Origin of the sequence: Lacipirellula sp. (assembly GCF_965279485.1) — a bacterium.
In the GTDB taxonomy this organism is placed as follows: domain Bacteria; phylum Planctomycetota; class Planctomycetia; order Pirellulales; family Lacipirellulaceae; genus Lacipirellula.
Window position 1 is genome coordinate 151156 of record NZ_CBDIIC010000002.1, and the last position, 26033, is coordinate 177188.

Here is a 26033-nt window from a genome sequence, read left to right on the forward strand (position 1 = left end):
GTCGTCGCTGCCCCCCCGTCTCGCCGCATGAACTACGTCAAACGATTCTTCATCGCCTGTTGGAGCCTGTACGCCCGGCTGTTTAGCTGGTGCGCTGGCGCTGCGCTGTCGAATCGCGGTCTGACGTTTACGGTGCTTGTCACTTGCTTGATTCTGATCACCGGCCCTTGGCTGCGGTCGTCGGTCAGTCGCGACTTCCGCGGCCCCCACATCCCGTGGAACAACTCGGCCAGTTCGCGATTCCTGCCTGAATACGTCGCCAAGGCCCCGCGTGAGTGGCGCGTCGACAGCATCGCGATTCCGATGCTCGCCATCGTGCTCGTCGCGATTCCGGTGGCATTCATTCGCCCGCGCTGGATGCCGCATCTGTTCGGGCTACTGATCGCCGTGAGCATCCCGGCCCTCGCCGTGACGCTCTGGAACCACCCCGGCCTCTACGAGTTCTTCGAAAGCGAAATCCGCGGCCGCAGCATGCTTCGCACCGTCTACCGGATGGAGCACACCGACCTGATGACCGTCCGCGCTCCCGATCGCATGCAGGCCTTCGGCGGGCAAACCGGCAAGATCGATCTGCTCGCACCGACGCACCCGCTGCTCGTGCCGCTCAACTACTGGATGTACGGTCCCTGGCTCATCGGCGCCGCCATCATGGGCGCTGTTGCGACCAACCGCACCAACTGGCAGCGTCGTTTCGCCTACGCTGGCGTTTGGGTCGGCGTAGGCGCTTTGTTCGCATTCGCCGCCACTTGGCCGCGGTGGGTTGCCGAATATCACTGGACCCAGGCGGAACTGCTTGAAGAGCGAAACGACTTTGTCGCCGCCGCCGACGCGCTCGAACTCGCCCGCCAGTCGATGCCCCCCCTTGGCTTCACCAAGCGTTACTGGGAATCTCGCGGCCGGCTCGACTATCGCCAGCTCGTTCACAGCCCTTACGCCGCCTACTTCGTCTCCTCGGAGTATCTGGAATCTGCCGACGTCGATCGCGCCCGCAACGAGCTCGCCCCCTTCGTCGACGCCGATAGCGCCGCCGCTCCCCGCGCGCTGCTCGCGGAAATCATGGGCCACACCGCCACCGGCTTCAGCGCCCACGGCAAGCGCGGCGCCGCCGAAAAAGCGTGGCGCGAAGCCGCCGAAATTGCCCCCTGGAAGCCGAGCTACTGGGTCGCGTACGCCGTGACGGTGCTTGGCTCCGCTCCGGAACGCGCTCCAGAAATCGAAACTCGCTACCTCGAAGAGCTCCGCGACGTCGGCGACTGCTTCGTCGGCAGCGACTTCGCTTGCGCCCTCGGCGACGCCTATTTCGAAAGCGGCGACTTCACCAGCGCCCGCCGTCTCTACAGCATGGCGATGGATATCTTCCACTTGCCGAAGTACGTCAACCTACATGCTCAAGAGGGCCGCCTCGGCATGTAATGATGAGCTCGCGCCCCCTTGCGGTACTCCTGTTGGTTGGATTCGCGATCGCCGTCGGCGACTTCGGCTTCCGTACGTTCAACCCGTCGCCCACGCCGGAGTATATGGTCTCCGGCGACGTCCAACCGCTTACGCTACAGACCGACGACGAACCCAAAAAGCACCTCTACCTCCGCCGTACCTGGCGGCTTACCGAGGCACCCGAGCAAGCTTGGATCAAGCTCATCGGCCATGACGTGATCGAGGTTTGGGTCAACGGTCGCCGCGCCGGCTACTCGAAGCCAGTCGGCTTCGGTCGCAACACCGGCATCGTGATGGACGTCACCCCGCTAATGCACGCGGGGGAGAACAGCATCGCGATCCACGTCGCGCAGCTCGTGCTCGATCGGCCGCCGAGCGTTTCGATCGAAGGCGAATGCCGTTTCGCCGACGGCGTCGTCCGCGACCTCGGCGACTTCCACGACTGGAAAGCCGCCGGCATCTACGAACGCAACGGCCCCTATTGGTTCGAGACTGAGTTCGAAGATAAGCATTGGATCGAACCAACTGCCGGCGAACGCGCTGAGTGGCGCTGCCAGGTCGACTTCCCCCATCGCTCGATCACCCACCCGCGCGAAGCGAAGTGGATTTCGCCCGCCAGTTCCACCGAAGGCGCCGCCGCGTTCGCCGCCGAGTTCGACGTTACCGGCACGCCCCGCGACGGCTGGCTCCGCATCCTCACCAACGGCTCGCAGCGGATCGCGCTCAACGGCAATCTCCTGTCGCGCGATCAGCTCGGCCTCGGCACCGAACAATCGAAGCATGCCCGCGAACTTACATTCGACGTCAGCCCGCTGCTGCGTCGCGGCCGCAACGTCATCTCGGTGATGGCCGAAACTCCCGGCGAGAAGCCTCGCCTGCTCGCCGATCTTGAGACAACAACCGCCGACCTGCAGCGCACCTACCTCGCCACCGACGACAGTTGGAGCAGCGCTGCCGGCTACCCCAGCGATTGGCTCGAACCAGACTTCGCCGCCGCCGAGTGGCAGCAATGCAAACCCGAGATCGGCTACCAAGGCATCCCGCCCCGGTCGCTGGTCCGCGAACTCGGCATCCTCGACCCCACCCGTGCCTTTTGGATCGAGCGCGGCGCCATCCACGCCGCCTGGATTCTTGGCAGCGGCCTCCTCGGCGCCCTCGGCAGCTTGGGCGTGTTCGCCGCAATGAAAAAATACATCGCCGCTGCGGAACCGCTTCCCGTTGCGCTGCCGTTCCTCCCGCTGCTTGTCGGTTCCCTTGCCGCTTGCAGCGGCGCGCTGATGACCTGGGATTTTCGCTGGGCCGGGCACGACGTTTATCGACCCGTGTGGCTCTACTCAATCTGGATCGGTGTCGCCGCGCAGTGGTTGCTGCTGCTCGCCCTTATTTCCGTCAAATCGCTTGCCGATCGCCCGGCGCTCCGCCGCACGTTCAGCTCGCGAGCGATGTGGACTGCCTCGATCATCGGCTGGACCGCGTTCGGCGTCCTCGCCCTCTGGCTCCGCCTCCGCGATCTCACCGCCGAACCGATCCACCACGACGAAGTCACCGTCTACGCCTTCACCGAAACCGTCTTCACGCAAGGCTTCCCCGGCGGTCAGGTCCATCCCGACATTCCTTTCGGTTATGCCGCGACGAACGAGCTCTGCTACTTCTTCAACGCCATCGCCGAACTTGTTTTCGACGATCCGCTGCTCGTGATCCGCGTGCCGGCCGTCATTTGGTCGATGCTCACGCTGCTGATCATCGGCTACATGGGCTGGAAGTGGTTCGACGGGTACGTCGGCGCCGTCGCGGCGGTGCTGTTCGCGCTCTCGCCCCACATGATTGGCTTCGCCGACTTCGGTCGTTACCTGTCGCAAGTGCAGTTCTTCAGCTTGCTGACGATGTACTGCACCTACGAAGCAATCCGCGGCACAGGCAAACCGAACGTGCCGATGATGTGGGCCGCCACCATCAGCTTCATCGCGATGTATTTCAGCTGGGAAGGAACCGGCATGTTCGGCTTCGGCCTGGCGCTCGCCGTCTTCTTCCATCGCCGCCGTCACCTCTACCCGCTGCTCGCGTCGCCGCATCTTTACATCGCGTCGACGGTGCTCGTCACCTCGGTGATCGCGCAAAACGCCCACCGCATCATGCAGCAGACGCAGCGGCTTTGGTATGGCGAAGGGATCAGCTCGCTCACCATCAAAGCGATGTGGCGCTATCCGTTCTTTCAACACGATTACTTCCTGATCAACTCCGCCTGGACCCGCGACGCATTCCTACCGATGATCGCGCTCGCGATCGGGTTCATTCTCACGATCAACCACCGCTGGCGAGCCCCGCTGCGATTCTCGCTCTTTTGCCTCGTGGTCAACGCCGAAATGATGTCGGCGTTCCTCCCCGTTCGCACGAATCGCTATGCCTGCCACCTCATCGGCATCCTGATGCTGATCGCCGCCGCCGTGGTCGTCGCCGGCGCCGAGGCGCTGCTGAAGTACCTTCGCTCGACCAAGCTCCCCGAGGCCTACCGCTGGTACGCCCAGGCCGTCGCGTTCCTCTCGGTCGCGATCGCCGTCGCGCTCTGCAGCGGCTGGACCGTCCGCACCGCGGAAATGACCCGCTACGCCAGCGCCGCCTTCGACGTCAAACAGCTCCGCATCCCCGACTGGGACGAGCCGACGAAGTATCTGCACGACCATCTCCAAGAAGGCGACGTCGTCATTTCCATCTTTCCGCACACGACGAATTTCAACTTCGTGTTCGACAAGGTGAAGCAGGGCGAAGAAACGCGCACCGTCGATTACTGGCTACAAAGCCGCTTGATCATCCAAGCCACGATCGGCGACAGCACCGAGTCGCCCCGCGATCGCCGCAGCGGCGCCATCATGCTCCACAATATCGACCAGGTAAAAAAACTGTTCGCCGAGAATGACCGCATCTGGTACTGCACCATGCGAATGGCCCAAGGAAAACTGAACGACGGCGAGGTCTCCGAATACCTCCGCCACCACATGGACGTCGTGAGCGAAGATTTTGCGACAGCGCTCATGGTTCGCGACAAGAACCACCGCCCGGCTCCGATTCAAGTGCAAGAAGACGAATCGGGGCAAATGGCTGCTGAGTACTTCCTCCACTAACGGCTGCCCTGCACCCGTTCCGCGCCCCGCGCGGCCGAGACGACCATGCGATTTATCAACGAAATCTTCACCGCCCCGGTTGGCGAAGTCTGGACGAACGAACGCGTCGCCCAGGCCTACAACCGCGCGATCGACGCGCTTCCCGCCGAGTCGCAGGAAGAGGTGCGGGCGTTTGTAAAGTTCCAACTCGTCGGCGAGCGCAGCCGCCGCAGCGTCGTCGCCGATCCGCTCGCCCTCAGCGACTTCCGCTCCCACGCCGAAGCCTACGAACGAGGCGCCGATGCGGCGCTCGAGCAGCTTGCCGCGCAAATTCGCCCCGCCGCCGTGGCCGCCGGCGTCCAGTTCGACGCCCTGATCACCACCACCTCCACCGGCAACGTCATGCCAGGCCTCAGCTACCGCTTGACCGAACGCCTCGGCCCGACGGTTCGCCGCGACAGCATGATGGTCGACCTCGCCAACGTCGGCTGTACCGGCAGCTCGAAGGCACTCAACCTGGCCCGCTCGCTCGGCCCCGAGTTCCGCCACATTTTGATCGCCGCAGTCGAGCTGCCGACGACGCTCATCAACGTCCACACCACGGACCTCGACACCTGGCAAGGCAACTGCACGTTCGGCGACGGCGCCGCGGCGCTGTGGGTTTCCGACAACGTCGAAGTCGGTAGCACCGCGCTTTCGCTCGAAGAGTTCCAATACCAGCAGTTCGCCGACACCGGCCTCGACCTCATCCGCTGGGGCTACGGCGACTACTTCGGCTTCCGCCTTCGCGATCACGCGACGTTTGAAAAAGACGTCAAGCAAACCGTCGCCGAGGCGCTGCTGCAGGCCGAATCGGGCTGGCGCGACGAACCTCGCTGGGCGATCCATCCCGCCGGCATCGCGTTGTTGATGCGGCTGTCGCGGGAACTCAAAATGCCGAAGGATTCCATCCAGCCCTCGGTCGCCCACTATCGTGAAAACTCCAACATGAGCAGCGTCAGCATCCTGTTCGTGTTGAAAGAACTAGCCGCCGCCGCGGAAGTTGGCTCTGCCGTCAACTTGCTCACCATGGGCGCCGGTTTCAACGTCATTTACGGCAGAGTGCGCCGCGTGCGCTAGGAGTCCCCGTGGATCGAGACGCCATCCTGGCAACGATGAAAGCGAACTTCACCGCCGCGGAAGCCCCGGGGACGATCGAAGAATTCGCGAACACGAAGGCCGTCGACCTCTTCCAGGAGAGCATCGACGTCATCAACTTCTTGTTCTACCTCGAAGACGAGCTTGGCCCGAAGATCGACGCCTCGCAGCTCGGCCCCGCGATGGCGAACATGACGTTCGGCGAGTTGGCCGACGAACTGAACCGCGTTCTCGAACCGCAAGCGTAAGGGCTAGCCGCCCCGCGCATGAACAACGACCAAGAATCCGCAGACGACGACTCAAGCGCGAAGGCCATTGCAGTGAACGCGAACGTAGAAACACACCCGACGCTGAGCGAAGGCGTCGCCGCTACTGCGCCTAGCGAGGGGGGCTTCGTCGCTCGCTGGCGGAAGAGCGCCGCCGCCACTCGCGAAGCGCTGCAAACGGTCGGCCTCAGCGCCGCGCTCTGGATGCTCTACGTCCCGCATCACGTGATGCTCCGCGCGCTCGGGCCGCGCTGGGGCATGCTTTGGGTTCGCTGCGCCGCCAACATCCACTGGCTACTCACCTTCGTCGGCGCCCAGCGTTCGGCCCGCGAAGCGATCGCGCGGATGCATCCCTTCTTCAGCGTCAATGTTTCCGTCTCGCAAATCCTCCGCCGCCACTTGCTGCTGAAGCATGAATGCTTCGCCCGCGTCCGCGTCTTCAGCCTTCACGCCGGCGACGGCCGCGACGCCGACATGCAGTGGCAATGCAGCCCCGAAAGCGCCGCCGCACTCCCCGGCGCCGAGCGCGAACGCGGCCTCGTGATCGTCGGCTTCCACTTCAATTTCTTCCAAACGTTCGCCGCCGGCCTCGCCAAGTTCTTCCCCGGAGAGAATCTCGTCCAGCTCCGCTACCGCACCTCGCGCTGCGTCGAAAGCGCCACGTCGCCGATCGTCCAGCTCGCCCTCAAAAAGGCGATGGAAGCCGACCGTCGCGCCGGCGCCAACGTCTTTTACATCGACGACATCGAAGCGATCATTCAGCTTTACCGCCTGCTGCGGCAACGCGGCGTCGTGGCCGTCACCGCCGACGGCGGCGCCGCGGGCGACTTCGTCGACGTCCCCTTTTTCGACGGCACGTTCCGCGTCCCCAGCGGTTGGGCCAAACTCGCCGCCGGCACCAAGTCCGACGTGCTGCTGATCTGCGACAAAGAACTCAACGGCAACGCCCGCGAAGGCCTCTTCTACAACCATGTGAAGTGCGCCGACGGTAGCGACGAGACGGCGTTCAACGCCATCGCCGAAGCGATCCGCGTCCTGGAGTACCGCATTAAAGAAGAACCGTGGGGCTGGCACCCGTGGCAGCGGCTCCGCGTCGACGTCGACGAAGAAGGCGTCCGCCGGTATTCGCTCAAGCAGTACGGGTTCGACGAAGGGACCCGCATGCAAAAGAAGGCGTCGAGCGATCCCGCCGATCAGCAGCGGATTCGCAAGCTCGCCCTCGCCGCCGCCCCGAAGCAAACCGTCGAACGTCGCGTCGCGGTGATCGCCAACTCGCTCCCGCCGTACCGAGTCCAACTCCACGAAAAGATCGTCGCCGCCTACCCGCAGGTCGAGCTCTGGACCGTCACCACCCACAGCAACGCCTACCGCCGTTGGGGCGGCCTGATGCCTCCCGAATCGATCCGCGCCGTCGAGTTCGGCCGCGGCGAACCGACCAACGAGCAACCGATGATGCGGTTCTCGTTCCGCGAATGGCGCAAAGGGGGCCGCATCATCCGCTGGCTCAAGGAACACCGCATCGACACGGTGCTGATCCAAGGCTGCGGCGACATGGGCCGTCTACGAATCATCCGCTGGTGCAAGCGGAACAACGTCGAGTGCTTCCTCACCGGCGACTTCAACATCTGCAGCGATAACCACCGCCCGCTCAAGCGCCTGCTGAAACGCGCCGTTTATAGCCGCGCGGTCAATTGGTCGACCGGCCTGATGCCGTGCGGCGAACATGGCCTCGCGCTGCTGCACCGCTACGGCGGCGAGTCGAAGCCGTCGCACATGTGGCCGTTCATCCCCGATGTGCCGCTATTCCAACACCCATCCGCTGAACGAATTGCAGCGGTACGAGAGCGGTTCAATCTGCCCGCCGAACGCCGCCGCATTATTTTCTCCGCGCGGATGATGAACGCCAAACGCCCCGACCTCGCCGTCCGCGCGTTCCTGGCGGTTGCCGCCCTCCGCCCCGATTGGGACATGATTATGGTCGGCGACGGCCCGCTCCGCGCCGAGGTCGAGCAACTGGTTCCCGACCGCCTCCGTGCGCGCATCATCTGGACCGGCTTCGTCAACGACATGCAAGACCTCGCGGCGCTCTACGCCTGCAGCGACTTGATGCTGCTCCCCAGCGGTCACGAACCGTGGGGCGTCGTCGTCGTCGAAGCCGCCGCCGCCGGCCTCGCGATCGTTGCCTCCGACGTAGTCGGTGCCGCGCCGGAACTCGTCCGTAGCGATATCAATGGCGAGCTGTTCCCGACGGAGAATCTCGGCGCCCTCAAGCAGGCGCTCCTCAAAGCGACCGAGCCCGAACGCATCGACGCGCTTAAGGCCGGCTCGCTGCAAGTCTTCCAAGAATGGTTCGCCGCCTGCGATCCCGTCGCTAACTTCGGCCAAGCCCTCGGCGTCGCGGCATCGACGGCAATCGCCCCTGTTGCAGTCAACTCGCTGCGCCGCATCGAGACCTCAGTCGCAACTCCAACTTCTTAGCGGGCCTTCTACTCTTCTGGTCTTCTGGCTCCCTCCCCCTTGAGGGAGCAACGAGCACGATCGCCAGCGACGATCGAGCGCAGGCGGTAGTCCGTGCGCAGCACCGGGCTGGGGAGGGGGGAAGAACGCTGGTACCCGCTCCAATCACCCCGCCCTAACCCTCCCCCTCAAGGGGAGAGGACCTCACCGTTAGCACTTCTCCGCGCCCCTCGCAACGCTAGCACCCGCCGTGTCGATTGCAGCGACTTTGCCGGCCGTACCGCCCGCACTGGCGCCCCTGTAGCAGTCGTGACGAATATTCCGTTACGCAACGAGTCGCCGTGGCTTCGACGCTTCCGCGTCCCCGCTTCGACGACTCCGCGCTCCGCCGGAATTTCGCCCGCCACAGGTCAGCCCGACGATGCTCCCAGTCCGCCACGCCACCGTCGTCGCGCTGCTCCTTTCGCTCGGCGTCGGCTGCACTCGCCCGCGCGAGTACATCCAAAACGGCTTCAAAGTCGGCCCGAACTACGCCCGCCCCGCCGCCGCGATTGCACCGCAGTGGATCGACGCCGACGACCGCCGCGTCCGCAGCGAGCAGGACGATCTCGCCGGTTGGTGGACCATCTTCAACGATCCGACGCTCAACGAGCTCATCCAGAACGCGAACAACCAGAACCTCACGCTCCGCGAGGCCGGCTTCCGCATTCTCGCCGCGCGAGCCCAGTTCGGCTTCGCCGTCGGCAACATGTTTCCGCAATTCCAAGCGGCCGAAGGGGGCTACCGCCGCTTTGGCGTCAACGACAACTTCTTCGACCAATGGAGTTCCGGCTTCAGCCTCGCCTGGGAACTCGACTTCTGGGGCCGCTTCCGCCGCGCGGTGCTTTCCGCCGAGGCAACGCTCGATGCGACGATCGAAGATTACGACGCGGTGCTCGTGACGCTACTCGGCGACGTCGCGACGAATTACGTCAACTACCGCACCTCGCAAGAACGGATCCGCCTGCTCAGCCGCGTCGTCCGGGTGCAAGAAGACGTCCTCACGTTCATCACCCGGAAACTGCAAGAAGGCGCCATCAACGATCTCGATCGCGCCCAAGCGAGCAGCGATCTTCGCCAAAGCCGCGCGCAAATTTTTGAACTCCAAACCCAGCAGCGCCAAGCGCAAAACAACCTCTGCGTGCTAATGGGCATGCCGGTCGAAGACCTCTCGCGTCTGCTTGATCGCAACCCCGACACGAACATCCCCGTTACGCCCGACTACCTCGTCGTCGGCATCCCGGCCGACTTGCTCCGTCGTCGCCCCGACGTGCGGCGTGCTGAACGGACCGCCGCCGCCCAGGCCGAACTCATCGGCATCGCCGCCGCCGACTTCTACCCGGCCCTGTCGCTCACCGGCACGCTCGGCTGGCAAGCCGCGAATCTCTCCGACCTGTTCAAAAGCTCGTCGCTCAACAGCAGCGTCGGCCCGGTGTTTCAGTGGAACATCCTCAACTACGGCCGTATCCGCAACAACGTCCGCTTCCAGGAGGCGCAGTTCCAGGCCCTCGTCGCGGCGTACCAGAACACGGTGCTCGGCGCCGACTTGGAAGTTGAAAACGGAATCGTGTCGTTCCTCAACTCGCAAGGTCGCGCGAGCAATTTGCAGTTCAGCGTGCAAGACTCGACGCTCGCACTGGACGTGGTGATCGCCCAGTACGAAGCGGGCCTCGTCGATTTCAATCGCTACGCCGTCATCCAAAAGACGCTCATTCAGCAGCTCGACCTCTGGGCCCAATCGCGCGGCCAGATCGCCCTCAGCCTGGTCGACGTCTACCGCGCCCTTGGCGGCGGCTGGCAGATTCGCCTCGCCCCGGTTCCGGATAAGCAAGGCATCCTCTCGCCCGAACCGCTGCCGCCCGCTGCCGACGCCGGCCCGGCTGCCGCCGACGAGGATGTCGCCGAAGTCGAAGCGGACGCCAACGCAGAGGCTGAAGCCGCGGTCGACGGCGCCGCCCCTGCAACCGACGCGCCGCTGCCATTGCCGCCGACGGTCGAATAGGCCGCGTTTGCCCGCAATCGGGGTCTGCCAGCATCGCCCTCGTCTGGCAATAGTTCATGCCCATGAATAATATAGGGGCATGAAACACTCCACTGTCGTCGCTCCGCGCTTGCCGGCCCGACGCGTCCCCGCCGCCAAGCCTCGCGGCGCCGCCAGTTCCCCCGAGGTCAGCGAGGCCGACGCCCTCCTGATGTCGGTCGTCCGCGACCTGCTCTATGTCGAGGATCGCACCAGCGACCTGCCGCTGCGACAACTGCACGTCTGCACGACGCTCTACGCCGGCCCGCTCTCCATGTCGCAGCTCAGCCGCAAACTCGGCGTTTCGCTCAGCGCGATGACGCAAATCGCCGACCGCCTCGAAGCGGCCGGCATGGTCGCTCGGCAAGCGAGCGAGCCCGATCGGCGCGTCCGGTGTTTAGTCCTTACCCCGCGCGGCCGCCGAGCGTTGCAAACCCGCGAAAAGGTCCGGCACGAACGCCTCGCCGCCGCCTTCACGACGCTCGACGTTCCCGCTCGCAAGCAGTTGCTCGCCGGCCTCCGGCTGTTTCAGCAAGCTTGCGCCACGATCGCCGAATAAGCGACTCGACGTAGCTCCTGCCGACCACCAGATTCGCCGCGATCGAAATCGAAGCGATTGGAATCACCCATGAAAACCATCTTCTCCATCACGCTCCTGCTGGTGCTCACCGCCGTCGGCGTCAAGCTCTACGGCAACTACCAGTCGGCCGGCGTGCCCATTGCCTTCCGCACCGGCGCCGTCGAGCAAGGCGATCTCGTACTGACGGTCGAGGCAACCGGCACGCTCGAACCCGAGGAAGTGATCGACGTCGGCGCGCAGGTCGTGGGACGTATCAAACATTTCGGCCTCGATCCTCGCGGCGAAACCGACCCAAAGTTCGCTGGCAAGCCAGTCGACTACCGCTCCGAGGTGAAGGAAGGGACGATCCTCGCCGTCATCGACGACGCGGTCTACCGCGCTCAACGCAACCAAGCGAAGGCCGCCCACGCTCGCGCGATCGCAGACCTCGTGCAGTTGAAGGCGCGGCTCGTCCAGACCGACGCCGAATGGCAGCGGGCCCAGCGGCTGCGCAATCTGTCGGTAAAAAGCATTTCGGCGACCGGCAAGGACGAAGGAATTCAGATCCGCGGCATCTCCGACGCCGACTTCGTGCTCGCCAAATCGAACTACGAAGTCGCCAAGGCGAACATTGACGTCGGCGAGGCGGCGATCGCCCAACAAGCCTCCGCACTGGAACTTGCCGAGACGAACCTCGGCTACACGGTGATCAAGTCGCCGGTCGACGGCACCATCCTCGACCGCCGCGTCAACATCGGGCAAACGGTCGTCGCCAGCTTCAACGCCCCCAGCTTGTTTCTCATCGCGCAGGACCTTCGCCGCATGCAAGTGTGGGCGTCGGTCAACGAAGCCGACATCGGCGGCCTGAAAGAAGGGACCCCCGTCAGCTTCACCGTGGACGCCTTGCCTGACGAAGTCTTCCGCGGCGAAGTGACGCAGGTCCGGCTCAACGCGAAGATGACGCAAAACGTCGTCGTCTACACGGTCGTCATCACCACCGACAACTCCGATCTGAAGCTGCTCCCATACCTCACCGCCAACGTCACGTTCGAGGTAAACCGCCGCGAAGGCGTGCTCACCGTTCCGAACGCCGCACTCCGCTACACGCCGCGTCCCGAATTGGTCGCGAACTTTCCCGCTGACGCCGCCGCGTCGGCTCAAGCGCCCAAGTCAGCGAAAGCCGACAATCGCGAAACGGTCTGGATCCGGCAAGGGCAGGGGATCGCGCCGATTGAAGTCGCCATCGGCGCGAGCGATCGCTCGCGCACCGAAGTCATCAGCGACGAACTGAAACCCGGCATGGAAGTCGTCCTCGGCGAACAGCAAGCCGGCGCCGCCGAGCAAGTGAACAACCCGTTCGCTCCGAAGATGCCTCGTTCCAGACCGCGCAGCTAACGCCGAGCCGGAGATTTTGCATGTCGCTCCTGCGGCTCGAAAACATCACGAAGACCTACCACCTCGGCGAAATCGACGTCCCCGTGCTCAAGGGGATTTCGTTTACCGTCGAACGCGGCGAGCTCGTCGCGCTGATGGGCGCCTCTGGCTCCGGCAAAAGCACGCTGATGAACGTGCTCGGCTGCCTCGATCGTCCCACCTCGGGCAAGTACTGGCTCGACGGACAGGAAATCAGCTCGCTCTCCGCGAACGACCGCGCGCTCGTCCGCACCGCGAAACTTGGCTTCGTCTTCCAAAGTTTCAATTTGCTGCCGCGCACCACGGCGGTGAACAACGTGCTAATGCCGCTCGACTATTCGACGACGGCGCCCCCGATTCGCGAAGCCCTCGAACGCTCTCACTCGCTCCTCGAACGCGTCGGCCTCGGCAGCCGGCTCGACCACATCCCCAGCCAAATGTCGGGCGGCCAGCAACAGCGTGTCGCGATCGCCCGCTCGCTGATCAATCAACCCGCCTTGCTACTCGCCGACGAACCGACTGGCAATCTCGATTCGCAAACGAGCGTCGAGATCCTGGAGATGTTCCAGCAGCTCAACGCCGCCGGCCTCACGGTGATGCTCGTCACGCACGACCCCAAAGTCGCCGCGTACGCCGATCGCGTCATCCGCGTCGTCGACGGCCTCATTGTCGAAGACGATCACGGCGGCCGCACAATCGACGTCACGAAACAGCAACGCCCCGCGCGTGAACGAATCGACGCCGGCGTTCCCGCAGCGGAACGGTTACAACCAGCCGCGGCCATCGCCGCCATCGAAGAACCCGAGAGCGAACTCATCCAAGCATCCGCCGGCGGCACGGCCGTGGCGGTGCGACCCAAAACAGTCGCCGCCGCGGTAGCCCCAAAACCCGCAGCCGCCGCTCCCGCCGTCTCGAAGATTCATCTCGGCCTAACCTCGCTCGTCCCCGGCCCGCTGCGGACCGCGTTCACCGCTCTCCGACGCAATAAAATGCGCTCCGCGCTCACGGCGCTCGGCGTCATCATCGGCGTCGGCGCCGTCATCGCGATGGTCGAAATTAGCCAAGGCTCGCGCACGTCGCTCATGGCCACGATGTCGACGATGGGCGCCAACAACATCATGGTCCGCTCCGGCGCCGCCGCCAGTGGCGGCATCAGCTTCGGCTCCGGCACGCTCCTCACGCTCACCCCCGGCGACGCCGAAGAGATTGGCCGCGACGCGACGGCAATCGCCGCCGCCGCGCCCGTCGTGCAGATTCAGGGCCAAGTCGTATATGGCAACCGTAACTGGATCCCGATGAGCGTCTACGGCACAACGCCGAACTACCTCCAAATCCGCGATTGGGAGCAAATGCAAGAAGGAGAAATGTTCTCCGATCGCGACGTCCGCAACGCGAACAAGGTCTGCGTCATCGGCACGACGCTGGTGAAGGAGCTCTTCGATGGTCAGTCGCCGATCGGCGAAGACATCCGCGTGAAGAACGTCTCGCTCCGTATCGTCGGCGTCCTCGGCCGTAAGGGTTCGAACATGATGGGCATGGATCAGGACGACACGATCCTCGCCCCCTGGACGACCATCAAATACCGCGTTGCCGACAACTCCGCCGCTGCCGAAACCGCCGCGACTTCGTCCTCTTCCACCGAAGTCAACTCGCTCAACGAACTCTACCCCGGCTCAACCGAACTCTATCCGGTCCAATCGGCCACGCAGCTCGCCAACACGCCGCAGCCCGTCCGCTTCACCAACATCGACCAAATTTCGGTGAAGGCCCGCACCGCCGCGGAGATTCCCACGGCAATGGACGAAATCACCAGCATCCTCCGTCAACGCCATCGCATCCGCCCCGGCGGCACCGACGACTTCAACCTGCGCGACATGAGCGAAATGGTCAAAGCGATGGGATCGATGTCCGAGATGATGGGGGGCCTGCTGATGATCGTCGCCCTCATCTCGCTCGTCGTTGGCGGCGTCGGCATCATGAACATCATGCTCGTCTCGGTCACCGAGCGGACCCGCGAAATCGGCCTCCGCATGGCGGTCGGCGCCCGCTCGCACCACATCCTCCGCCAGTTCCTCATCGAAGCGATCGTCCTGTGCGTCTTCGGCGGCGCCATCGGCATCCTCCTTGGCCGCACGGCGTCGTACGCCGTCTGGCTCGCGATGCGCTGGCCCGTCGAGGCCTCGCTCCCTGCGATCATCGGCGCCTTCCTCGTCTCTGCCACCATCGGCGTCGCGTTTGGCTTCTACCCCGCGTGGAAGGCCTCGCGGCTCGATCCAATCGAAGCGCTCCGCTACGAATAGCTCGCCGTGTGAGTTCTGCAGCGGCAGGTTCCGAAATTGCAATGCCCACCGAGCGCGAACGTCCTATTCTGCATAGGGAATACGTCGCAACGAACTTGCATCCTCCCTCGCTTTCGGCGGAGAATAAGAGGGTACCGCCACTCCTCTCTCGCAGGCGCCGATGCCCACTCACGGTTCAACGTCGAGCAGCTCTCATTGCATGCCGCGATGTCGGCGTTTGCTCCGAACTTGCCTGATCGCGGTCGCCGTGTTACTAACCGGCGGTGCAGCATCCGGCGCGACGCCCGACTTTGATCGCGACATCCGCCCGATCCTCTCCGACAAATGTTTCTTCTGCCACGGCCCCGACGGCGAATGGCGTGAAGCCGAGTTGCGGCTCGACACCCGCGCCGGCGCCATCGAGTCGGTCGTCGTCGCAGGCGATCCCGACGGCAGCGAACTGATCGCCCGCATCACGAGCGACGACGAATCGCTCCGCATGCCGCCGTTCGAATCGAATCTCGCCCTCACCGCCGCGGAGAAGCAGCTGCTTCGCGACTGGATCGCCGCCGGCGCCGAGTACACGGAGCACTGGGCCTTCCGCCCGCTGCCGGCGAAGGTTCCGCTTCCCGAAGTGGCGGGCGCCGATTGGCCGCGCAACGAAATCGACCGCTTCGTGCTCGCGCGGCTCGAAGCCGAACAACTTGCCCCCGCCGAGCGCGCTAATCCACTCCGCCTGCTCCGACGGTTGTCGCTCGACCTCACCGGCCTGCCGCCGAAGCCTGCCGACGTCTCGGCGTTCGAAGCCGCCGTCGCTGCCGGCGGTCTTGACGCCGCGCTCGACGCCGCCGTCGAACGCCTCCTCGCCAGCCCCGCCTTCGGCGAACACCAAGCCGTCGCCTGGCTCGACGCCGCCCGTTACGCCGATTCGTTCGGCTATCAGTCCGATCAACTCAACACGCAATGGCCCTACCGCGACTGGGTCGTGCGGGCCTTCAACGACAACCTACCGTACGACCAGTTTCTCACCTGGCAACTCGCCGGCGATCTGCTCGAGAATCCGACGCGCGATCAAATTCTCGCCACGGCGTTCAACCGCATGCATCGTATGACGAACGAAGGGGGTTCGATTGCCGAGGAATGGCTCGTCGAAAACGCCGCCGACCGCGTCCACACCTTCGGCTCCGCGATGCTCGGCCTCACGCTTGAGTGCTCCCGCTGCCACGACCACAAGTACGACCCCATCCTCGCCCGCGACTACTACTCCATCTCGGCGTTCTTCAATTCGATCGACGAGAACGGGATGTACGACCACTCGTCGAAGGTGCCATCGCCGACGTTGCTGCTGCCGACGGCGGAGCAGGAGCGAGAGTTGGCGAAGGCGATCGCTGCGGTCAAGAATGCTGAGCAGCATTTTGTTGATGTTAAGACAGGAGGCAGCGACCGATTCGCCGCTTGGCGTGCTACTAATCCCCCTCCCTCGAAGGGAGGGGCAAGGGGAGGGATTCCCGACGCCGCAAGTCCCGTTGGAGGCAGCGCAACAAACAGCGCAACAAATCCCTCACCTGACCTCTCCCTTCAAGGGAGAGGAACCATACCCGACCTCGTTGCCCACTTCACTTTCGACGGTGACAACGCTGCTAAGAACGCCAACGGCCTCCCCCAAGTCCCCGGCCGCGCCGGCCAAGCCATCCGCTGCGACGGCGACCACGGCGTCACGTTCCCCGACCTCCTAAAAATCGATCGCCCCGATCCCTTCACGCTCAACCTCTGGCTCCGCGACGTGGCCCGCAATCCACTGCCCGTCGTCGTCGCCCAGCGAACCTTCGGCACCGACGTCGGTTACAACGGTTTTGATTTGATGCTGGCCGACGGCATTCTCGAAGCCCGTCTCTACCGCGTGTGGCCCGGCAACGCAATCGGCGTCCGCGCCGCCGAACCGGTCGCCGCCGCCGACTGGGAACATGTCACCGTCACGTACGATGGTTCGAGCCGCGCCGCCGGCCTGCGGCTCTACCTCAACGGCCGCGAACTGCAAACGACTATCCTTCGCGACCGAATTCAGAAGAGCGTCGCCGTCTCCACCTACGGCAGCGGCGCGTTCACCCTCGGCGAACGCTTCCGCGACCGCGGTTTCAAGGATGGCGAATTCGACGAACTGCGAATCTACGCTCGCGCGTTGACGCCGTACGAAATCGCGCTGCTGCACGATGACGCAACTGAGGACGATACCTCGTCGGCAACTGCCGCAAGCGACGACTTAGCTAAAGACGAAGCCGACCAGCGCGACTACTACTTCTCCGCCCACGACGCCCCCGCCCGCGCCGCCGCCGAGAAACTTCGCGAGGCTCGCCGCGAGTATGTCGCCGTGCAAGAAGCGATCCACGAAGTCAGCGTGATGGACGAACTCCCCGAGCCGCGTCCCGCCTACATTCTGCCGCGCGGCGCCTACGACGCCCCCAAAACCGACGAGACCCGCGTCACCCGCGACGTCTTCGCCGAAATGCTGCCGCCGTTTCCGGCCGACGCGCCGCGCAATCGTCTCGGCCTCGCCCGTTGGCTCACGGCGCCCGACCATCCGCTCACCGCGCGGGTCTTCGTCAATCGCCTCTGGGCAAACTTCTTTGGCCACGGCCTCTCGACGACGCCCGACAACTTCGGCAGACAGGGAACCGCGCCAACGCACCCCGAGCTGCTCGACTGGCTCGCCCGCGATTTCGTCGCCCACGGTTGGGACGTGAAACGCCTCTGCCGCCAGATCGTCAGCTCGGCCGCCTATCAGCAAGATTCGCGGACGACGCCCGAGTTGCGCGAGCGCGATCCAGACAACCTGCTGCTCGCGCGAGGCCCCAGCCGCCGTCTCTCGGCTGAACAGATCCGCGACCTCGCGCTCGCCGCGGGCGAACTGCTCGTCGACAAACCAGGCGGCCCGCCGGTCTACCCTTACCAACCCGGCGGCGACTTGTGGCGCGAATCGAACGGCATGTCGCCCGCGTATACGCAATCGACGGGCGAAGGCCTCCGCCGCCGCTCGCTCTACTCGGTCTGGAAGCGAACGGCCCCGCTGCCGAACATGCTCGTCTTCGATGCGACGTCGCGCGAGGTCTGCACGATCAGCCGCGGCCGCACGAATACGCCACTGCAGGCACTAGTGTTGCTGAACGACGTCCAGTTCGTCGAAGCCGCCCGAGCGCTCGCCTCGGCAGTCGCCAAGCAACACGCCGGCCCGCGTGACCGCATCGCCGCCGCGTTCATGCGACTGGCCGGCCGTCCGCCCACTGCCGCTGAGCTCGCGCTCCTGACGGATCTCTACCAAGAACAACTCGCCAGCTTCAACGCCGACGCCAACGGCGACTCCGCCGCGCAACTTACTGCGCTCGGCGAAACAAAACCCGACGCCGCGACGCCCCCCGCGGAACTCGCCGCGCTCACGGTCACGTGCCAAGCGATCCTCAATCTCGATGCAACGATTTATGAGAGGTAAGGCCAGAGGTCGGACATTGAACTGCCTACTGCCCACCGCCTACTGCCCACTCAAAGCAACGAATGCCTATGCCACCCATGCAACTCGAGGCGCTCACCCGCCGCCATTTCTTCGGCGCCACGTCCGCCGGCCTCGGCGGCGCTGCGCTCGCTTCGCTCCTGGCACAACAAGGCTTCGCCGATTCACCCGCGCAAACTGCCGCCGCCCCGCTCCCTGCAAAAGTAAAACGCGTAATCTACCTCTTCCAGTCGGGCGGCCCCGCGCAGCACGACCTCTTCGACTACAAACCGCTCCTCAACCAAAAGAACGGCGAGCAACTCCCCCCCGAAGTTCGCGGCGGCCAGCGGCTCACCGGCATGAGTGCTCAGCAATCGTCGCTGCCGCTCGCCGGTTCGCAGTTCAAGTTCGCTCAGCATGGCCAATCAGGCGCCTGGCTCAGCGACTTGCTGCCGCATCACCGCGAGATCGTCGACGACCTCTGCTTCGTCAAGTCGATGTGGACCGAGGCGATCAATCACGATCCCGCGATCACCTTTTTCCAAACCGGGTCGCAAATCGCCGGCCGCCCCTCGCTGGGCGCCTGGCTTTCGTACGGCCTCGGCTCGATGAACGACGACCTTCCCTCGTTCATCGTCCTCGTCACCGCGAACCAGGGCGACCAACCCCTCTACGCCCGCCTCTGGGGTTCCGGCTTCCTCGACTCGAAGTTCCAAGGCGTCCAGTTCCGCCCCGGCGCCGAACCGGTCCTTTACCTCAGCAACCCCGACGGCGTCTGCCGCTCCGGCCGCCGCGCGATGCTCGACAAGCTCAGCGACCTCAACCGGCTGCAGTTCGAGCAGGAACTCGACCCCGAGATTGAATCGCGGATCACGCAGTACGAAATGGCGTACCGCATGCAAACGAGCGTCCCCGATGCGACCGACCTCTCGCAAGAAACCGACGCGACGTTCGAGATGTACGGCGCCGACAGTCGCACTCCCGGCACGTTTGCCGCGAATTGCCTCCTCGCCCGCCGCCTGGCCGAGCGGGGCGTCCGCTTCATTCAGCTCTACCACCAGGGCTGGGATCATCACGGCGGCCTCCCCGCCGGCATCCGCTCGCAGTGTCGCGAAACTGATCAGGCCTCCGCGGCGCTCGTAAAAGATCTCAAGCAGCGCGGCATGCTCGACGACACGCTCGTCATTTGGGGCGGCGAGTTCGGCCGCACGAGTTACTCGCAAGGCGCCCTCACCGCGACCGACTACGGCCGCGACCATCACCCCCGCTGCTTCACCGTGTGGATGGCCGGCGGCGGCGTGCGGCCCGGCATGTCGTACGGCGCCACCGACGACTACGGCTACAACATCGTCGACGCCGACGGCGCCCCGCTCACGCCGACGAAAGACGCCTTCACCCCCGGCGCCGTCCACGTCCACGACCTGCAAGCGACGATCCTCCACCTCCTCGGCGTCGACCACACGCAACTTGTCTACAAACACCAAGGCCGCCGCTTCCGTTTGACCGACGTCCACGGCCACGTCGTGAACGACTTGCTCGCGTAGCGCGCACATCGCCGGTGCACGTTCCCTTAGCCCCGGGCTCCGCCCGGGGGTCGGCGTGAAGTACGGGCAACGTTCCCTCGGCATGGTGCGCAACCCCCGGGCAGAGCCCGGGGCTAAAGTGCGTAAAGAAATCCCCCGAAAATGCCCGCCCCCAAGCGCCCCGCACCGCCGCAACGGTCGTCCTCGCCGCGCTTCTCAGTTATCCTGTCTGTATCAGGCAACGGCCATGGCGGCCTCCTCCCTCAGACAGCTCGACAGTAGGTTTTCCGTGCCTTCAAAGACTCCCCTCGGTCGGTGGATTGCGGCCTGCGCCGCGCTCGTTCTTTCGGTCCTCGCCCACTCCCGCAGCGTTAGCGCCGCCACGGCGTCGACGCCCGCGCCGGTCGAGCGGCCGAACATTCTGTTCGTCTTCATCGACGACGCCGGCTTCGCCGACTTTCCGTATTTCAAAGACAGCCGCGCTCGCACGCCGAACATCGACCAGCTCAGCGACGAAGGCCTGCGGTTCACGCAGTTCTACGTCAACGCGCCGATCTGCTCGCCGTCGCGCACCGCGTTCATGACGGGCCAGTATCCGTCGCGGTGGGGCATCATGAGTTACATCGCCGCCAGCCAGGAGAACGCCCGCCGCGGCATGCGCGACTGGCTCGATCCCGCCGCTCCCACGCTTCCCCGCATGTTGAAGGAGGTCGGCTACACAACCGGCCACTTCGGCAAGTGGCACCTCGGCGGCGGCCGCGACGTCGTCGCCCCGCCAATCAGCGACTACGGCTTCGACGCTTCGCTCACCCAGTTTGAAGGCATGGGCGACCGCATCGTGCCGCTCCTCAACAACTACGACGGCAAGCCCTCCGTCAAATTCCCCCTCGGCCTCGCCAGCGAAAAGCTCGGCCAAGGCGACGTCCGCTGGGTCGAACGCGCTGAAGAAACCACCGCCTTCGTCGAACCGGCGATCGAGTTCATCAAGCAAGCCCAGGCCGAGGGCAAGCCGTTCTATGTGAACCTCTGGCCGAACGACGTCCACACGCCGCTCCACCCCCCGAAGAATCTCCGCGGCGACGGCAGTAAGCGCGAGCTCTATCTTGGCGTGCTCGAACACATGGACGCCCAGCTGAAGCCGCTGTTCGACCTCATCCGCAACGACGCGAAACTCCGCGACAACACGATCATCATCGTCGCCAGCGATAACGGCTTCGAACCTGGCGCCGGTTCCGCCGGCGACCTTCGCGGCAGCAAGGGCAACCTTTACGAAGGGGGCATCCGCGAGCCCTTCATCGTCTGGGGCCCCGGCTTCGTTGACGAGAAAGCCGTCGGCACGACGAACGACTTGACCGTCATCTCGTCGGTCGACGTCGTCGCCTCGCTCCTCGACATCGCGCAAGCCAAGGCGCCCGAGAACGTCGAGCTCGACGGTGAAGTCCTCAGCGACGCGCTCCTCGGCGTCGAAAAATCGCAACGCACGAAACCTCTTTACTGGGTTCGTCCCCCCGATCGTCCCGGCCAAGACGGCGGCAATCTGCCCGATCTCGCCATCCGCTCCGGCAACTGGAAGCTTCTCACCGAATACGACGGCAGCGATCCGCAGCTCTACGACCTCGCCTCCGATCCAAACGAACAGCGCAACGTCGCCGAGCAACAGGCCGACGCCGTCAGCAGCCTCCGCGGCGATTTGCTGCAGTGGTACCGCACCGCGGTGCCGGTGAAGACAGAAAACGCCGACGCCCCGCGGCAGTTCACCAATCCGATCTTCGAAGGCGCCGACCCGTGGGCCATCCAGCATGATGGCAAGTACATCGTCTGCGCCTCCGAAGGCAACCACGCGATCACCCTCCACATTTCGGACGACCTCACCGAGCTCGGCCCGAAGCAAGTCGTCTGGACCGCCCCCGAGACCGGCCCTTACTCGCGCGAGATCTGGGCGCCTGAAATCCACTTCCTCGACAACCGTTGGTACATCTACTTCGCCGCCGACGACGGCGACAACAAGAATCACCTCAGCTACGTCCTCGAATCGAAGGATGACGATCCGCTCGGCCCGTACGAAATCCGCGGCCCGATCTACACCGGCGACGATCCCGAGCAAAAGAAAAACAACAACTGGGCGATCGACGCCACCGTGCTCGAACAAGACGGCAAGCGGTACCTCATCTGGTCCGGCTGGGCTGCCGACAACGACGAACAGTGGCTCTACATCGCCCCGATGAAGTCGCCGTGGGAAGTCGGCCAGCGGGTGCAACTCTGCCACAACGCCGACCACCTGTGGGAACGCGTCAACGAGCAAGCCGACCAGCGCGGTCTCCACGAAGGCCCGCAGATCCTCAAGCGCGACGGCCGCACCTTCATCATTTACTCCGCCAGCAGTTCATGGCAGCCGACCTACAAGCTCGGCCTGCTCGAACTCAAGAAGGGGGGCGATCCGCTCAACCCGAAGGATTGGACGAAGGTGCCCGAGCCGGTCTTCAAGGGGACCGAGCAAACATTCGGCGTCGGCCACGCGTCGTTCGTCAAATCGCCCGACGGCAAAGAAGACTGGATCGTCTTCCACGCGAAGCTCGACCGCAACGACGGCTGGCGCCGCGCCGTCTTCGTGCAACCCTTCACCTGGGGCAAGGATGGCCGGCCCAATTTCGGCGAACCGGTGAACGCCGGCCAACTGCTCGACGTCCCCAGCGGCACGCCGACCAGCGAACCCGATCGCGGCGCCTTCAGCCTGCCGAAGTTCCGCTCGCTCCGCGGCTGGAGCTACTTCGGCCACCATCAGATGTATCGCGTCGACGACGGCAAACTCTTCCTCGGCGTGCAACCGAAAGCGCCGGTCAACACCTATCGCAGCGGCGAAAAGGTCGTGCTCAACAATCGCGAGTGGCGCAACCTCCGCGCGAGCGCGACGATTCGCATCGTCTCCGGCGACCGCGATGCGGGCATCTTATTCCGCGTCCAGCAACCGGCCGTCGGCTTCGACGCCCAAGAAGGTTACGTCGCCGGCATCATCCCCCGCAGCGGCCGCGTCATCCTCGGCGCCACCGACGGCCTCCACTGGCGGCAGATCGCCGAAGCGAAGGCCGGCGTGAAGGTCGACCAAGACTATCGCCTCGAAGTCGTCGCCCGCGGCGATCAGCTTGTCGTCAACCTCGACGGTAAGGAGCTGATCAAAGCCCACGACGACGCCTTCGCCCGCGGCAGCGTCGGCCTCCGCGTCGTCGATACCGAAGCGGCGTTCAGCGACGTGACGGTCGAACCGCTAAAACCCCGCGCGAAGGCCTCGAAGCAAACGCAGACCAAGTTTTTCGAAGCCATCCCCAGTTAAAAGGAACCCCCAACGCGCTTCGGACTGGTCGCTTAAGCGACCAGTCCAGCGCCAAGCACAGGCTTCCATCCCACTCGTCCCAGCACATCTCCTCCGGTCCCCCGTGCTCCTCCACCGCCTTATCGTCGTCCTCGCCGCGAGCATCGCGCTGCTCCCCGCCGCCACGCTGCGCGCCGCCGACGAACCAGCCACGCCCCCCGCTCCCAAAAAACCAAACATCGTCGTCATCGTCGCCGACGATCTCGGTTGGAACGGGGTCGGCTTCCACAACGGCTTCGTCCCCACGCCGCACCTCGACCGCATCGCGCACGAAGGGGTCGAACTCGACCGCTTCTACGTCAGCCCGATGTGCTCGCCGACCCGCGCTGGTTTGATGACCGGCCGCTACGCACTCCATCTCGGCATGGCCCGTTCGGTCGTCTTCCCCTGGAAGCGGTACGGCGTGAAGCCCGAACTCACCACGCTCCCCGAAGCCCTCGCCGCCGTCGGCTATCGCCATCGCGGCGCCTTCGGCAAGTGGCACCTCGGCCATCTCGAACCGCAGTGGCACCCGCTCGCGCAAGGGTTCACCGACTACGTCGGCTGCTACAACGGCGCCGCCGACTACTGGACCCGCGACCGCGAAGGCCAAATCGATTGGCACGTCGGCTACGAACCAACGCCGCGCGAAGGCTACACCACCGACCTCATCGCCGACGCCGCGTGCGAGTTCATCAACGCCAGGGCAGGGGAGGAGCCGTTCTTTTGCTACGTCCCCTTCACGGCGCCGCACGAACCGCTGCAGGCGCCCGAGTCGTACCTCAAAAAGTTCGCCCACCTCGACGGCAAGCCGAATGACGGCCAACCGGGCGAGAAGCAACGCCTCGCCGCGCTGATCGCCTCGATGGACGACGGCATCGGCCGCATCCTCGCGCAGCTTGAACAAGCGGGCGTCGCCGACGACACGATCGTCTGGTTTTTCAGCGACAACGGCGGCATCGACCGCATTCGCAAGAACAACGCCCCGCTCCATGGCGCCAAACTCTCGGTCTACGAAGGGGGCGTTCGCGTCCCCGCCGCCGTCCGCTGGCCCGGCCACATCGAAGGCGGCCGCAAGGTGACGACGCCGATCATGAACATCGACGTGCTGCCTACTTTGCTCGGGCTCATCGACGCGCCGGCCGAGTTGACCCAGCTGACGCACGAGCAACCGCCGCTCGACGGCGTCGATCTCTCCGCCCCGCTGCTCGACGCCGCGGTCACCGAACCGCCCAAGCGCAACCTCTTTTTCTTCCACGGCCAGAACGGCCCGGAGCGCGAGCAGCTCGCCGTCATCGGTCCGCGCGGCTGGAAGCTACAAATCGTCGGCCCCGACGTTCGCCGCGGCGGCTACCACACTCCCGAGCACAAGGTCGAACTTTACAACGTCTTCCGCGATCCCAACGAGACGACCAACCTCATCAAGCAGAAGGCGAATATCGCCGCCCGCCTCGGCGCCCACCTGGTGACGTTCCGCCGTTCGGAGCCTGCCGACGCGATGCCGACGGCGCCGAAGCCGGCCGACTTCACGCCGCCGAAGAACTGGCGCAACTCGCCGGAGAGAGTTTCGACGGAAGCTAAGCCACCAGCATCGCCCGCAAGCACCGCGCCCGCTGACGCAACGTCAGACAAAGCGGCAAGCGCCCCGAAGCGTCCCGACGTCATCCTCTTCGTCGCCGACGATCTCAGTTGGCACGACATCGGCCCCTACGGCGGCGACGACGTCCGCACGCCGCGGCTCGATCAACTCGCGCGGCAATCGCTCCGCTTCGACGACGCCTTCGCCGCCTCGCCCACCTGCACGCCGTCGCGATCCGCCCTCTACACGGGCCTCTACCCGATTCGCAACGGCGCCCACGCCAATCACAGCCCGATCAATCCCGGCGTCGAAACGCTCCCCGCGCTGCTGAACGCCCTCGGCTACCGCACGGTGATCGCCGGCAAAACTCACATCGGCCCACGTTCGCAGTTCCCGTTCGAGTACCTGAAGAACTCGAACGTCCGGCCGCCGGGCGTGAACAACGTTCTCGTGACCGACCTTGGCGTCGCGGCGATCGACGAACTCCTCGCCACGCACGACCGCGCGCAGCCCCTCTGCCTGATCGTCACCGCCCACTCGTCCCACACGCTCTGGAAGAAGAACGAAGGCTACGATCCCGCGGCCATCAAGATTCCTCCCGAGCTCCACGACACCCCCTTGCTCCGCGAAACCCGCGTCGACTACTACACCGACGTAACGCAGCTCGACACCGAAGTCGGCCAGGTGCTCGATTCGATGCAGCGGCACGGCTACGGCGACGCCCTGTTCATGTTCACTGCCGACCAGGGCGCCCAGTTCCCCTTCGCGAAGTGGAATCTCTACGACGCCGGCATCAAGGTGCCGCTGCTCGTCCGCTGGCCGGGGCACGTGCAGCCTGACGCGACGACTACGGCGATGGTCTCGCTGATCGACGTCCTCCCCACGATCATCGCCGCCGCGGGCGCCGCGCCGCCGACGATGCTCGACGGCCAAAGCTTCCTCGACGTGCTCGACGGCAAGTCGCACGAACGCCGCCCCGAAGTCTTCGCCGCCCACACCGGCGACAAAGAAATGAACCAGGCCCCCATGCGTTGCATCCGCACGCCGCAGTTCAAGTACATCGAGAACCTCGCCCCGCACATCAAGTACGTCACCCACATCACCAAGGGTCCGACGACCGAACGCTATTGGAAAGATTGGCTCGAGCGGGCGCCCAACGAATCGGCCGCCGCCGCGGTGATCGATCGCTACGAACACCGCCCCGCCGAAGAGTTGTACGACGTAAGCGTCGACCCGCATGAACTGCACAACCTCGCCGCGGATCCGAAGTTCGCAGCCGAGAAAGCAGAGTTGAGAAAGAAGCTCCACGCCTGGCGCACCGAACAGGGTGAAGACCTCAACAAGGTCCTCATGCCCGCCGACGCCCGCGCGGGTCGTTTTCCGTACGCCGAATAACGTTTGC

The 26033-nt window shown here is 64.8% G+C and carries 13 protein-coding genes; all 13 read left to right on the forward strand.

Annotation, left to right across the window (positions count from 1 at the left end; translation table 11 throughout):
- Window positions 1-27 precede the first annotated feature (27 nt).
- The 13 genes from ACQY7R_RS08175 to ACQY7R_RS08235 all read left to right on the forward strand — a co-directional run bounded on the left by ACQY7R_RS08175 (window position 28) and on the right by ACQY7R_RS08235 (window position 26026).
- Window positions 28-1413, forward strand: coding sequence for a hypothetical protein (locus ACQY7R_RS08175; protein WP_428305116.1), 1386 nt, complete (start codon window positions 28-30; stop codon window positions 1411-1413).
- Window positions 1414-1415: 2 nt separating this feature from the next.
- A complete protein-coding gene (locus tag ACQY7R_RS08180; protein ID WP_428305117.1) occupies window positions 1416-4553 on the forward strand; it encodes a hypothetical protein in 3138 nt (1045 codons plus the stop codon).
- Window positions 4554-4598: 45 nt separating this feature from the next.
- Window positions 4599-5651, forward strand: coding sequence for a hypothetical protein (locus tag ACQY7R_RS08185; protein WP_428305118.1), 1053 nt, complete (start codon window positions 4599-4601; stop codon window positions 5649-5651).
- A gap of 8 nt (window positions 5652-5659) precedes the next feature.
- Window positions 5660-5917, forward strand: coding sequence for a hypothetical protein (locus ACQY7R_RS08190; protein ID WP_428305119.1), 258 nt, complete (start codon window positions 5660-5662; stop codon window positions 5915-5917).
- Window positions 5918-5935: 18 nt separating this feature from the next.
- Window positions 5936-8413, forward strand: a complete 2478-nt coding sequence (locus ACQY7R_RS08195) for a glycosyltransferase (protein WP_428305120.1) — start codon at window positions 5936-5938, stop codon at window positions 8411-8413.
- A 400-nt stretch (window positions 8414-8813) separates the two neighbouring features.
- Entirely contained in the window at window positions 8814-10433 is a 1620-nt protein-coding gene (locus ACQY7R_RS08200; RefSeq protein WP_428305121.1) for an efflux transporter outer membrane subunit, read from the forward strand.
- A gap of 79 nt (window positions 10434-10512) precedes the next feature.
- Window positions 10513-11010 carry a MarR family transcriptional regulator gene (locus ACQY7R_RS08205; protein WP_428305122.1) on the forward strand — a complete coding sequence of 166 codons (498 nt, stop codon included), beginning with the start codon at window positions 10513-10515 and terminating at the stop codon, window positions 11008-11010.
- 69 nt (window positions 11011-11079) lie between these two features.
- Window positions 11080-12405 (forward strand): efflux RND transporter periplasmic adaptor subunit, encoded by a 1326-nt coding sequence (locus ACQY7R_RS08210; RefSeq protein ID WP_428305123.1) that lies wholly within the window; start codon window positions 11080-11082, stop codon window positions 12403-12405.
- A gap of 20 nt (window positions 12406-12425) precedes the next feature.
- The gene (locus ACQY7R_RS08215) at window positions 12426-14723 is read left to right on the forward strand and encodes an ABC transporter permease (protein ID WP_428305124.1); all 2298 of its coding nucleotides are present in this window, start codon (window positions 12426-12428) and stop codon (window positions 14721-14723) included.
- Window positions 14724-14940: 217 nt separating this feature from the next.
- The gene (locus ACQY7R_RS08220; protein ID WP_428305125.1) at window positions 14941-18186 is read left to right on the forward strand and encodes a DUF1553 domain-containing protein; all 3246 of its coding nucleotides are present in this window, start codon (window positions 14941-14943) and stop codon (window positions 18184-18186) included.
- A gap of 68 nt (window positions 18187-18254) precedes the next feature.
- A complete protein-coding gene (locus ACQY7R_RS08225) occupies window positions 18255-19727 on the forward strand; it encodes a DUF1501 domain-containing protein (RefSeq protein ID WP_428305126.1) in 1473 nt (490 codons plus the stop codon).
- Window positions 19728-19995: 268 nt separating this feature from the next.
- Window positions 19996-23034 carry a family 43 glycosylhydrolase gene (locus ACQY7R_RS08230; RefSeq protein ID WP_428305127.1) on the forward strand — a complete coding sequence of 1013 codons (3039 nt, stop codon included), beginning with the start codon at window positions 19996-19998 and terminating at the stop codon, window positions 23032-23034.
- 103 nt (window positions 23035-23137) lie between these two features.
- Entirely contained in the window at window positions 23138-26026 is a 2889-nt protein-coding gene (locus ACQY7R_RS08235; protein ID WP_428305128.1) for a sulfatase-like hydrolase/transferase, read from the forward strand.
- Window positions 26027-26033: the final 7 nt, after the last annotated feature.